Origin of the sequence: Enhydrobacter sp. (assembly GCA_025808875.1) — a bacterium.
In the GTDB taxonomy this organism is placed as follows: Bacteria; Pseudomonadota; Alphaproteobacteria; order Reyranellales; family Reyranellaceae; genus Reyranella.
The window spans coordinates 2,987,662-3,000,342 of sequence record CP075528.1 but is presented as its reverse complement, the minus strand read 5'-3'; the positions used below and the strand labels follow the sequence as shown (position 1 = coordinate 3,000,342).

Below are 12,681 nucleotides of genomic sequence, written 5' to 3'. Positions count from 1 at the left end.
GGGGAACCATGGCCAAGAAGGAGGGGAAGATCCGCCGCGAGGACTACGAGCGGGAGCTGCGCAAGCTGCAGGAGCAGCTTTGCGCGGTACAGGACTGGATCAAGCAGTCGCGTGAGCGCATCATTATCGTTCTCGAAGGCCGCGATGCGGCCGGCAAGGGTGGCACCATCAAGGCCATTACGGAGCGCGTCAGTCCTCGGGTGTTCCGCGTGGTCGCGCTGCCGCCGCCGTCCGATCGGGAAAAGTCCCAACTCTACATGCAGCGCTATCTCGAACGCTTTCCGGCCGGCGGCGAGATCGTGATCTTCGACCGCAGCTGGTACAATCGAGCGGGCGTCGAATATGTCATGGGCTTCTGCACGCCCGAACAGCATCGACGCTTCCTCGAGCTCTGTCCGGTCGTCGAGAGGTTCATCGTCGACGGCGGCATCAATCTCATCAAGATCTGGCTGGAGGTCGGTCCCGACGAGCAGGAGCGGCGTTTTCGCGCGCGCATCGATGACCCGGTCCGGCAGTGGAAGCTGAGTCCGATGGACACCGAGTCTTTCAGTCGCTGGGGCGACTATTCACGCGCACGCGACTTGATGCTCGAGCATACCGACACCGAATTTGCGCCCTGGTACATCGTGGATTCGAACAACAAGCGCCGGGCGCGATTGAACGCCATATCCCATATCCTGTCGCGCATTCCCTACAAGAAGGTGGAGCGGTCGGCAGTGGCGTTGCCTCCACGCAAGAAGATCGATGGCGACGCCGATGCCGCGGCGCTGACCAAGCGCAGATTCGTCGAACGACGCTTCTGAGAGTGCCTGAGGGGCAGTTTTTGATTTTGGTCAATGCCCCGTCACGGCGCCTTTGGAATATCGCAAACCACTATCGGAGTCGGTCATGAAGTTGCCATCTGCCAGGGACCTCCAGTCCAAGATCGCACAGATCGAGGGCGACCGGGCTTCGGCTGCACTCAAGGCGCAGCAGGCCGCCGATGCCGAGAAGCAGGCCTTCATCGCGCGCATCAGCAAGCCGTCGGGCCTCAGTGACGATCAGGTCATCGAGAAGGTCGTGCATATCGTGAATCGGGCGGTGGAGAACGGCCTGACTCACGTCCAGGTTTTCCGCTTTCCCAATCATCTCTGCACGGACAACGGACGCGCGATCGATCAGGGCGAGCCGGGCTGGGAACAGACCCTTACCGGCATCCCGAAGGAGATCTATCAGTTCTGGGAACGGCGACTGAAGGATCAGGGCTATCACCTCAAGTACGAGATTGTCGATCGGGCGGGCGGCCTGCGCGGCGACGTCGGCGTGATCCTCGGTTGGGACTGACTTCCACCATTCGACGAGGTCGGTGACCTGCAACGAAGCGATCGTGCAGGCCGGTTGACTCAGATCAAGGACCGGGGGGCTCGCGCGAGATAACAAAGAAAAATGTCGAACTGGACTTACACGTCGCCGGACAATGATCGTGTGCTGACAAGTGTTGTGTTCATCGCGTTACTCGTCGCAGGCGTTCTGGTCCTTGAGTGGCAATCGATCGACAGTTTGCAACGCAATGCCATCGAAATCGCCCGCGTCTCGTCCGTGCAGACGCAATGACGCTTGTAACCGGCCGGGGAGCAGACCTTCCGGCCAGATGTCGAAAGAGGAGACAGATCATGATCGCGATTAGCCGCCGCTCGGCAGCCAGGTATCTCGCGGGGGCGGCCTTGGCCGCACCGTTGCTGCCGGCGCTCGCCACGCCTGCTCTGGCAGCCGGCGACCTTGGAAACCTGTACGTCGCCAAGCGCTTCGAGAACTTCAAGCGCGGCAGCATCCATAGCCTCGATCCCAAGACGCGCGGGCTCGTGGTCATCTGGCCGGACCAGGGGCGCGTCAAGATGAAGGCTGCCGACATGGTCGTGAAGTCCTCGACCCTGTTCCTTGGCGGCAACGGCTACAACGAACTGCAGGTCGGCCAGACCGTCGACATTCACTGGTACGACTATGTCGATTTCCTGGTCGCCAAGACGTCACCGCAGGTGACGGCACGCGCCGATGCCATGGTCAAGGAAAACGCCTATATCGAGGGCCTTCCGGGCAGCAAGAGCCAGATCCGGCTGTTCAAGATGACCGGCATGGTGACGAAGACCGAACCCGCGGCCGGATTCGTCTACATCGTCAATGCCTCGTCGGGCGAGCCCGACGCTCCGGCGCCGGACAGTGGCGAGGTCATCCGCCTGCCGCAGATCGTGAGCGACGAAGGCAAGGCAGCTCTGGCCACCCTCAAGCCCGGTGACAACCTCACGGCCGTCTACAGTGTGCAGACGGCCTTCAAGATCGCGATTATCCGCTGATTGCGAGGCACCTGCGGTCGGGGCCGGGCTTGCCGTCGGGCAAGAGGGCTCCCGATCGCGTCGTCGGCCGTGTGGCGTGACACGAGCACGACGGGACCGGGACAGGCCCGAACCGGTGCCGCAAGCGCAGGACGGGCGCGCCTTCTACCGCGACGTATCGCTCCATACAGTGCGACCCACGACGGCGTTGAGAATTATCAAGGCTGCGATGCCCCGCGACATGTGAACATTCGATGCGGCGGGGAGGCCGGCTCATGATCCGTGTAGCGGCGCTGATACTGTGGTTTGCGATGGGCCTTGGCATGGCCGGGTGCTCGGCCCTCGAGCGCGGTCCGGCGGTGCCGCGTGGGGATACCGAGCGCGCCCAGCCGCTCGGTATCCCCAATGCGCGTTTCTATGCAGACGGCGATCCGCGGGCCATGATTGCCGAGGCGTCGGTGGCCCTGCAGCGCGAGCTCGATGCACTGCCGGCCGGTGCCCGTCGACGGCTGCCGCCGGTGCACTATCTCGCAGTCTCCGGCGGCGGCGACAACGGCGCTTTCGCCGCCGGTCTGCTCAACGGATGGAGCGAGGCGGGGACGCGACCGGAGTTCAAGGGCGTGACCGGTGTCAGCACCGGCGCGCTCATTGCGCCCTTCGCTTTCCTCGGGCCCGCCTACGATGGGGCGTTGCGCGAAGTCTACACGACCATGACGGCGGATCGCATTTATCGCTTCCGCGGGCTGTCGGCGGCGCTGTTCGACGATGCCATGGCCGACACCACGCCGCTGTCGGAAGTGATCGCCAAGCATGCCGACCAGCAACTTCTCGATGCCATCGCGCGCGAGCATCTGCGTGGGCGGCTGCTGCTGATCGGAACCACCGACCTCGATTCGCAACGCCCCGTGATCTGGAACATCGGGAACATCGCCGCCAGTGGCCACCCCGGCGCGCTCGACCTTGTGCGCAAGATCCTGCGCGCCTCGGCCGCCATCCCTGGCGCCTTCCAGCCGGTGCTGATCGACGTCGAACTCGACGGCAAGAAGTATCAGGAGCTGCACGTCGACGGCGGAGCCATCGCACAGATGTTCCTCTACCCGCCCTCGATCGAGCTGGCCCGACATGGCATCAAGCGTGAGCGCCACGCCTGGGTGGTCCGCAACGCCCGCCTCGATCCCGACTACGCGATGGCGGAGCGGAGAACCATCACGATCGCCACCCGTGCCATCAGCACCATGCTGGCAGCGAGCGGCCACAACGACGTGCTGCGATTGTACTTCATCAGCAGGCGCGACGGCGTCGACTACAACCTGGCCTACATAGGGGCCGATTTCACCGCCACGAAGGACGCCGAATTCGATCAGAAGTACATGCAGTCTCTCTATGACTACGGCTATCGCCAGGGAAAGTCGGGCGGCGGCTGGCACAAGCTTCCGCCGGTATTGGAGCGGTCGACCCCTTGACTTCAATCAACGACGGACCGGGCGACGGGCGCTAGGACAGCACCGAGGGTTCCCATGACCAGCAACCTGAATTTCGACTTTCTCCAGGAATACTGGACTGACGTCTGGCAACGCTCGATCCTCACGCTCGACGTGTTGCGCGAACGGGGCAACATCTACGAGGGGCAGCGCGCACGGACGGCGCCGCATGTGCTTGAATTCGAGTTCGAGGTCGTGCGCGACGGACGCGCGCTCGCCCGACCGGTCAACTACGTTCTGGTGCAGGTCAAGCCGCCGGCCGGCACTCCTATCGATCCTGCCAAGCCGCCCTTCGTCGTCGTCGATCCGCGTGCGGGTCACGGCCCCGGCATCGGCGGCATGAAGCAGGAGAGCGAGATCGGCGTTGCCCTGGCGGCGGGGCATGCCTGCTATTTCATCGGCTTCCTGCCCAGGCCCGAACCGGGCCAGACGATCGAGGATGTCTGTCAGGCCGAGGCCGCGTTCATCGCGGAGGTCGCCGCGCGCCACCCGCAAGCCGACGGCAAGCCCGTGGTCGTCGCCAACTGCCAGGCGGGATGGCAGATCATGATGATGGCGGCGCTGCATCCCGACCTCACCGGGCCGATCCTGCTGGCGGGGTCTCCGCTGTCCTACTGGGCGGGCGTGCGCGGACGCAATCCCATGCGCTATCTCGGTGGGACGCTGGGCGGCACCTGGCTCACGGCGCTCGCGGGGGATGTCGGAAGCGGCATCTTCGATGGCGCCAACCTGGTCGGCAATTTCGAGTCCCTCAACCCGGCCAACACCTACTGGGAAAAGCCCTACAATCTCTACTCCAAGGTCGACACCGAGGCCGCTCGCTTCCTCGACTTCGAGACGTGGTGGGGCATGCCTGTCCTGCTCAACGCGGGCGAAATGCAGTGGATCGCCGACAACCTGTTTGTCGGCAACAAGCTCAGCGCCGGCGAGATTCGCACCTCGACCGGAATGCGGCTCGACCTGCGCAACATCAAGTCGCCGATCATCGTGCTGTGCTCGTGGGGCGACAACATCACCCCGCCGCAGCAGGCGCTGGGTTGGGTCACCGACCTGTACGACAGCGACGATGACCTCGTGTCGACGGGCCAGACGATCGTCTACTGCCTGCACCAGACGATCGGTCATCTCGGCATTTTCGTTTCGGGCAAGGTTGCGGCCAAGGAGCATGCTGAGTTCGCGTCCTGTATCGAGATGATCGACCTGATGCCGCCCGGCCTGTACGAAGCGGTGATCGAGGAGGTTGGCGAGGACACCGTCCATCTCGACCTCATCCACGGCAAGTATCTCTTCAGACTGGAAGCGCGTACCCTCGACGACATCCGCAAACTCGGCGCCAACAGCGAAGCGGACGACAAGCGCTTCGCCGCCGTCGCCCGGCTTTCGGAGATCAACCTCGGCATGTATCGCACGCTGGCGCAGCCGACGGTGCGTGCCCTGGCGAACGACACCACGGCCGACCTGCTGAGACAGCTTCACCCCAACCGGGTACGCTTCGCTGCCTTCTCCGATCAGAATCCTTTCATGCCTCCGGTGAAGGCGCTGGCCGAGCAGGTCCGCCAACAGCGACGACCGGTGTCGCCCGACAATCCCCTGCTGTCGGCCGAGCGCGCCATGGCGGGCTGGATATCGACCTGCTGGGAGAGCTATCGTCTGATACGCGACGCCACCACCGAGGCGATGTTTCTCGGTGTCTACGGCTCTCCGTTGCTGCAAGCCGCCGTGGGGCTGGAAGGCGAGCCGGCCTCGAGCGGCCGACGCGCGGCCCGCGACTTGGCGCGCGAGGCCGATGAGGCGAGGCTACGGGCCGAGCTGGAAAGTCGCTACGAAGTGGGAGGCCTGCCGCAGGCCGTGCTGCGCGCGTTGATCCACGTACGGCTGCCGCAGGGCGGCGTCGACGAACGCGGCTTCTCGATGTTGCAGGCCGTCCGTGCCATGCAGCCGATCAACAAGCGCATGACTCTGCCCGAGCTCAAGGCCTGTCTGAGAGAGCAGTACATGTTGCTTCGTCTCGACGAGGAGCGCGCCGTGTGCGCCATTCCCCGGCTGTTGCCCGAAAGCGAAGCCATGCGACGGGCCGGGCTGGAGGCGTTGCATCGCGTGCTGGGTGCGCGGGACCCACTCGACGAGGCGGGTGCCCGCAGACTTGCCCGCATCGAAGAGCTTTTTGCGACAGAGGCCCGATGACGAGCGAGATCGATCCGAAGATTCGTCCCGTTCTGACGGGGGCAAAGGCGCTGGTCGTCGGCGTCGCCAACGACCAGTCGATCGCCTATGGCTGCGCGCGGGCCTTTCATGCCGCCGGCGCCGACCTTGCCGTTACCTGGCTGAATGACAAGGCACGTCCGCATGTCGAGCCGCTGGCGAGAGACCTCGGCGCGTCGATCATGATGAGGCTCGATGTCAGCCAATCCGGCCAACTGGAGGCGGTGTTCGGCGAGATCGAGCGGCACTGGGGCCGCCTGGACATTCTCGTCCATTCGATCGCCTTCGCTCCGCTCGACGATCTGCGGGGCGGCCTGCTCGATTGCTCGGCCGAGGGCTTCGCCAAGGCGATGGACGTCTCGTGCCATTCCTTCATCCGCATGGCGCGACTTGCGGCTCCCTTGATGAAGGATGGCGGGACCATGTTCACCATGAGCTACTACGGTGCCGACCGCGTCGTGCCCAACTACAACGTCATGGGCCCGGTGAAGGCGGCTCTGGAAGCGTCGTGCCGCTATCTGGCCTACGAACTCGGCTCGCGGGCGATCCGGGTGCATGCCATTTCGCCGGGCCCGCTCAAGACGAGGGCGGCATCGGGTCTGAAGGATTTCGAGTTGCTGCTGAACGAGGCCGCGCAGAAGGCGCCGCTCGGCGAACTGGTCGACATCATGGATGTCGGCTGGACCTGCGCCTACCTCGCCACTCCGTTCGCGCACCGGGTCACGGGCGGTACCGTCTACGTCGACGGCGGTGCCAACATCGTTGCTTGAGGGGAACGACCATGCTGACGCGCCGCTTTCTGATTTTTGCCGCAGTTGCCGCCGGTTGCCTGTCTGGGGCCTTTGCCCAGTCGCAAGGTCAGCCGATTGTCGGTATTCAGACCGTCAGTCGCTTTTATGACGAGGCGCGCATCGCGTCTGTCGACAGCGGCGCGCGGACAGCCACCTTGGCCTTTGTCGACGGAAGGCAGCGCACCTTCGAGATCTCTCCGGCCAATACCGCCTTCGCCGCCGCGCGGGTCGGTGAATGGGTCACTCTCGGGATCGAGGATAGGGTGAGCTTCGTTCTGTCCGGGCCCGACGCCCGACCGCCGAGGGATCGTGAGACGATGGTTGCGCAAGGCTCTGTCGCCGGCAGAAGCGTGATAGGGGTAGGCGCCGCGCAGGTGGTGGCGACACGATGGGTGACCGGCGTGGATCCGGCGGCGGGAACGATAAGTCTGGTCGAGCCGCAGGGCGGGCCCGTCCGTACCTACAACGTCACGACCACCGAAGGGCGCGAGCAGCTTCCGCGCGTCAAACCCGGCGACAATCTGACTCTGGTCGCCTCCCAGTTGGCGGTGGTCTCCATCGCACCGCGGCGGTGACGGTAGGCCGACGATGCCCAGGAACAAGAGGTTCACCTGATCATGGATACTCCGGCAGAGACCAAGCAGGACACGGCATCCCCAGGGCCGCGCTACCGCTCGCCCGACGAAAGGCGTGCCGAGGGCAAGGCGCTGCGAGAAAAGAACCCGCGCGAAGATCAGGTGCATTGGAAGCGGCCTAGGGATCGGCGCGACCCGATCGACATCCTCCACGACTCCAATCGTGGCAGGTTGCCCGATCTCATCCCTATCCGCTTCGGCCGCATGGCGCAGTCGCCTTTCGCATTTTATCGGGGCTCCGCGGGCCTGATGGCCGCCGACTTGGCATCCACGCCGCATTCAGGCATCAAGGTTCAAGCCTGCGGCGATGCGCATCTGTCGAACTTCGGCGGATTCGCCACGCCGGAGCGGCGCGTGGTCTTCGACATCAACGATTTCGACGAGACCCTGCCGGCACCCTGGGAGTGGGATCTCAAGAGGCTGGCGGTCAGCGTCGTCCTTGCAGGACGGCATATTCGGCTGGCCGAAAGCGACTCGGCTCGCGCCGTCGCCGCGACCCTGCGTTCCTACCGCGAGCACATCGCCGACTACGCCGAGATGCGTGCCTTGGACGTCTGGTACGATGCGATCGATATCGAGCGCTTCGTTCGCGAGGTCGAGTCGGAGAACGAGGAAATCCGCGGGCGCATCGAGCAGCGACTGAAGAAGGTGCGCGAGAAGAACACGCCGGAGTTCCTGTTTCCGAAGTTGGTGGAACATGTCGGGTCTGCCCCGAAGATCAAGGACGATCCGCCGCTGATCTTCCATCCTACTCCGGAGCAGATGCCGGGTGTGGAGTCGAACTACCAGGATGCGATAGCGGCCTACCGCGAGTCGCTGGGCGACCATGTACGCGTGCTGTTTGATCGCTTCCATTTCTGCGACCTGGCGCTGAAGGTGGTGGGTGTTGGGAGCGTCGGAACGATGTGCACGGTCGCGCTCTTTATGGCATCGGACAGCGACCCCATTTTTCTGCAAGTCAAGGAGGCTCTTCCGTCCGTCCTGGAGCCTTATGCCGGGGCGAGTGCCTACTCAAACCATGGTCAGCGCGTCGTCGCCGGCCAGCGGCTGATGCAATCGGCCAGTGACCTCTTTCTGGGATGGGGTCGCGGCGCCGCGGGTCGGGATTTCTACGTCCGCCAGCTGCGCGACATGAAGATGAGCGCGATCATCGAGGATTTCAGCGCCGGCGACCTCAGGGCGTACGGCCGGGTCTGCGGCTGGGCTCTAGCGCGCGCGCATGCCCGCTCTGGGGATGCCGCCATGATCGCGGGCTACATGGGTTCGAGCGACGTCACCGACGAGGCCGTAGGTGAGTTTGCCGTCGAGTACGCCGATCAGGTTCAGCGCGACTACCGAGGTTTCGTCAAGGCGGTGCGTGAGGGCCGTGTCAAGGCGATCCTCGAAGCCCAGGGATGACGAGTGCTGCAACTTTGCCCCGGTGCGGCGCCGTCGGAATGACTCCGGAGCGGGTGGAGACGCCTTGAACGTCGCCGCCTATAGCGCCTCAGAGCGGCTGCGCAACGGGACAGAGCTGTACATCCGGGCCTTGAGGCCCGACGATCGTGGGGAGATGCTCGATGCTGTCGGCCGCTTCAGCAGGGAAACGCTGTACCGTCGTTTCTTTGTGCCGAAGAGCAGCTTCAACGATCGTGAGATCGACTTTTTTCTGAACATCGATTTCACCAACCATGTGGCACTGGTGGCCGTGGTCGATGAGGGCGGACGAAAGATTATAGCGGGTGGCGCGAGATACATCGTCTCCGGACGTGGTACCGCCGAATTGGCGTTTGCCATTGACGATGCACATCAGGGGCAGGGCATCGCCACGCACCTGATCGGTCATCTGATCGGGATTGCCCGAGCCGCAGGTCTCGAAAAGTTCGTTGCCGAGGTCCTGCCCGGGAATGCGCCCATGCTCAAGGTACTCGAACGCTGCGGCCTTGCCATCACGACCCGCCGGGAGCGCGGGGTGGTTCACCTGACGCTCGCCCTGTGAGCGTAGTCGCCGTGGCTGACTGCTAGAAGCCTGCAATGAAGTAGCGAATTATGTCTGAATCCTCCGATCTTGCCGCGACGCTCTCCGAGCGCCTGAAGTTGATTGAGCGGCTTGCGTCCGTGCCGACCGAGAACCCTCTCCGTGTACCCGTTGACGACTGGGAGGGCGCCCTGAAGCAGGCCGCCGCGGCCCTGGATTCGAAACAGGAAAGCGACCTCGGGGCCGCATTGACGAGGATCGATCTTCTGATTCTGGAGATGTGCGACGAATAGGTCGGGCGTTCTCGACCCGACCTGACATTTCTCAAGGCCCGATGGCGATGCGGCCAATAGGATTGCTGGCATGAACATGAAAAGGAGGATGAGCGCGTGCCGCCCCTCCGGCGAGCCGACGATTCGGCCTGGCTAGCCTGGTTACCGGGCGTCGGCATGTTGCGAGGCTACCGGATCGCCTGGCTGCCTCATGATATTGCTGCCGGCCTGGTGCTGACGACGATGCTCGTGCCGGTCGGCATCGCCTACGCCGTGGCATCGGGCGTGCCGGGCATCTACGGGCTCTATGCGACCATCGTGCCGCTGCTGGCCTATGCCTTGTTCGGACCGAGCCGCATACTCGTGCTCGGTCCGGATTCTTCGCTGGCCGCGATCATCCTTGCCGTCGTGCTGCCGCTGTCCGGTGGCGATCCGGCGCGAGCTGTGTCGCTCGCCGGCATGATGGCCATTGTCTCGGGGATCGTGTGCATCCTGACCGGCGTGGCGCGGCTGGGTTTCATCACTGAGCTCCTGTCCAAGCCCATCAGATATGGCTACATGAACGGGATCGCGCTGACCGTGTTGATCAGCCAGATTCCCAAGCTGATGGGGTTTTCCATCGACGCCGAGGGACCGCTGCGCAGCCTGTTGGAGATCGGCGAGGCGGTGCTGGATGGCAAGGTCAACGCGGTGACGTTGCTCATAGGTGTCGGCACCCTGGCCACACTCTTTCTGCTAAAGGGGAGCAAGCGCTTGCCGGGCGTGCTGATCGCAGTAGTTGCTGCGACGCTCGTGGTCGGCGCGCTCGATTTGTCGGGACAAGCCGGTGTCGCCGTTCTCGGACCGCTGCCGCAGGGGCTTCCTGCATTCACCATTCCGTGGATCGGTCGCAGCGACGTTGCACCTGTCTTGTTGGGCGGAGTGGCGGTGGCGCTGGTGTCTTTTGCCGATACCAGCGTGCTCTCGCGCAGCTACGCCGCACGAATGGGTGCCTATGTCGATCCCAACAAGGAGATGGTCGGGTTGGGCGCGGCCAACCTCGCCGCCGGCTTCTTCCAGGGCTTTCCCATCAGCAGCAGCGCGTCGCGTACGCCAGTTGCCGAATCCGCGGGATCGAAGACCCAACTGACCGGAGTCGTCGGCGCGTTGGCTGTGGCGCTGCTCCTCGTGGCTGCGCCCGATCTTCTGCAGCATCTCCCCTCTACCGCGCTGGCAGCTGTGGTGATCGTGGCCGCGATAGGGCTGATCGAGGTGGCCGACCTCCGCCGGATCCATCGCGTCCAGCCATGGGAGTTCTGGTTGTCCATCGTCTGCTTCGCTGGCGTGGCGACCTTGGGCGCCATACCGGGTATTGGCCTTGCGATCGTGCTCGCGATCGTCGAATTCCTGTGGGATGGCTGGCGCCCTCATTCGGCGATTCTCGGCCGCGCGGACGGTGTCAGAGGGTACCACGATGTCGCGCGCTACCCGGGTGCGCGCCGCATACCGGGCCTGGTGCTGTTCCGCTGGGATGCACCGTTGTTCTTCGCCAACGCCGAGTTTTTCCAGGAGCGAGTTCTCGACGCGGTCGCCACCTCGCCTACCCCCGTGCGGCGGCTCGTCGTCGCCGCCGAACCGGTGACGAGCATCGACGTCACGTCAGCCGATGCCCTCGTCGAGCTCGAAGGGACCTTGCGCGCGGATGGGATTGAATTGTGTTTCGCCGAGCTCAAGGATCCGGTGAAGGACAAGCTCAGGCGCTTCGGCATCTTCGATCTGTTCGGCGAGCAGCGCTTCTTCCCGACGCTCGGCGCGGCGGTTGATCACTATCTCGAGACCCATGACGTCGATTGGATCGATCGGGAGGATTTTCGGGTCGCGAGCGAGGGTCGAGGAGGCCTGTCGGGATGAACTGGCTTCTCGTGTTCATTCCGGTCGCCGTTGGCCTCGAGCATGTCGTGCCGACGCAACACTTGGCTATCTTTGCCGCCGCCGGTCTCGCGATCCTGCCGCTGGCCGGCTGGATGGGCCGGGCGACCGAGCACCTCGCGGCGCGCATGGGGGAGGGAGTCGGAGGGCTGCTCAACGCCACGTTCGGCAACGCCGCCGAGTTGATCATAGCGCTGGCGGCCCTTCGCGCAGGTCTCCACGATGTCGTCAAGGCGTCCATCGTCGGGTCCATCGTCGGCAACATTCTGCTGGTGCTCGGCGCGGCCATGCTGGCCGGTGGGCTGCGACACCGCGAACAGCGCTTCAATGCCGACGGCGCACGGACCCAGGCCACGATGCTGACCCTGGCCGCCATCGCCCTGATCCTGCCGGCCGCGTATCAGGAGGCCGTGGGCGCGGAAGGCACGCCGAGCCTGCTTTGGCTCAGCGTCGGCATGTCGGTCGTGCTGCTGGTAGTCTACGGCCTCTTTCTCACCTTCTCGCTGCGTACGCATGCTTCTCTCTTCTCCGGTTCCCACGCAGCCGAGCAGGAAGGCGAGCTGCAGTCCGTGTGGACGGTGCGAAAGGCCGGCCTCATCCTGGCCCTAAGCACGGTGGCAATCGCGTGGATGAGCGAAATCCTGGTGGCGGCGATCCAGCCGGCGTCTGCATCCATCGGTCTCGGTACCGCGTTCGTAGCGGTCTTCGTGGTCGCCATTCTCGGCAATGCGGCCGAGCATGCGACCGCGATCACCATGGCCATGAAAAATCGCATGGATCTGTCGCTTTCGATCGCCATCGGATCGAGCGTGCAGGTCGCGCTGTTCGTGGCGCCAATCCTGGTGCTGGTCAGCCTGGTCCTCGGACCGGGCCCGATGGATCTGGCCGTTCAGGGCGGCTTCGTGTTGATCGTGCTCCTGTCTGTCCTGATCACGGCGCAAGTCGCGAGCGATGGTCGTTCCGACTGGCTGAAGGGCGTTCAGCTCCTCGCGGTCTATCTGATCTTCGGTCTCGCCTATTTCTTTCTGCCGAATCCCGGTTAGCGGGCGGTTCGGCCGGAGGGAGGCGAGCTGAACATGCGTCTCGCCACTCGATGTCTCGATCTCTCGGGGCAAGGCGATCGGTC

13 protein-coding genes are annotated in these 12,681 nt (G+C 64.2%); all 13 read left to right on the top strand.

Annotated features, from left to right (window positions below; all coding sequences use genetic code 11):
• Positions 1-8 precede the first annotated feature (8 nt).
• The 13 genes from ppk2 (at position 9) to cax (ending at position 12,598) form a co-directional block, all read left to right on the top strand.
• Complete coding sequence (ppk2, locus tag KIT25_14905) at positions 9-803, top strand: polyphosphate kinase 2 (GenBank protein ID UYN93344.1); 795 nt, start codon at positions 9-11, stop codon at positions 801-803.
• Positions 804-888: 85 nt separating this feature from the next.
• Complete coding sequence (locus KIT25_14900) at positions 889-1,323, top strand: hypothetical protein (GenBank protein UYN93343.1); 435 nt, start codon at positions 889-891, stop codon at positions 1,321-1,323.
• Positions 1,324-1,425: 102 nt separating this feature from the next.
• A complete protein-coding gene (locus tag KIT25_14895; protein UYN93342.1) occupies positions 1,426-1,593 on the top strand; it encodes a hypothetical protein in 168 nt (55 codons plus the stop codon).
• A 59-nt stretch (positions 1,594-1,652) separates the two neighbouring features.
• Positions 1,653-2,330 (top strand): hypothetical protein, encoded by a 678-nt coding sequence (locus tag KIT25_14890; protein ID UYN93341.1) that lies wholly within the window; start codon positions 1,653-1,655, stop codon positions 2,328-2,330.
• 254 nt (positions 2,331-2,584) lie between these two features.
• The gene (locus KIT25_14885) at positions 2,585-3,772 is read left to right on the top strand and encodes a patatin-like phospholipase family protein (protein UYN93340.1); all 1,188 of its coding nucleotides are present in this window, start codon (positions 2,585-2,587) and stop codon (positions 3,770-3,772) included.
• A gap of 54 nt (positions 3,773-3,826) precedes the next feature.
• The gene (locus tag KIT25_14880) at positions 3,827-5,974 is read left to right on the top strand and encodes a DUF3141 domain-containing protein (protein UYN93339.1); all 2,148 of its coding nucleotides are present in this window, start codon (positions 3,827-3,829) and stop codon (positions 5,972-5,974) included.
• Entirely contained in the window at positions 5,971-6,762 is a 792-nt protein-coding gene (fabI, locus tag KIT25_14875; GenBank protein UYN93338.1) for an enoyl-ACP reductase FabI, read from the top strand. Before KIT25_14880 ends, fabI begins: the two co-directional genes overlap by 4 nt.
• An 11-nt stretch (positions 6,763-6,773) precedes the next feature.
• A complete protein-coding gene (locus tag KIT25_14870; GenBank protein UYN93337.1) occupies positions 6,774-7,358 on the top strand; it encodes a hypothetical protein in 585 nt (194 codons plus the stop codon).
• A 42-nt stretch (positions 7,359-7,400) separates the two neighbouring features.
• Complete coding sequence (locus KIT25_14865) at positions 7,401-8,816, top strand: DUF2252 domain-containing protein (GenBank protein UYN93336.1); 1,416 nt, start codon at positions 7,401-7,403, stop codon at positions 8,814-8,816.
• 64 nt (positions 8,817-8,880) lie between these two features.
• On the top strand, positions 8,881-9,396 hold the full coding sequence (locus KIT25_14860) for a GNAT family N-acetyltransferase (GenBank protein ID UYN93335.1): 516 nt from the start codon (positions 8,881-8,883) through the stop codon (positions 9,394-9,396).
• Positions 9,397-9,446: 50 nt separating this feature from the next.
• Positions 9,447-9,668 carry a hypothetical protein gene (locus KIT25_14855; GenBank protein ID UYN93334.1) on the top strand — a complete coding sequence of 74 codons (222 nt, stop codon included), beginning with the start codon at positions 9,447-9,449 and terminating at the stop codon, positions 9,666-9,668.
• A 156-nt stretch (positions 9,669-9,824) separates the two neighbouring features.
• Positions 9,825-11,537 carry a sulfate permease gene (gene sulP / locus KIT25_14850; protein UYN93333.1) on the top strand — a complete coding sequence of 571 codons (1,713 nt, stop codon included), beginning with the start codon at positions 9,825-9,827 and terminating at the stop codon, positions 11,535-11,537.
• Between the two features lie 11 nt (positions 11,538-11,548).
• Entirely contained in the window at positions 11,549-12,598 is a 1,050-nt protein-coding gene (cax, locus tag KIT25_14845; GenBank protein UYN93332.1) for a calcium/proton exchanger, read from the top strand.
• Positions 12,599-12,681: the final 83 nt, after the last annotated feature.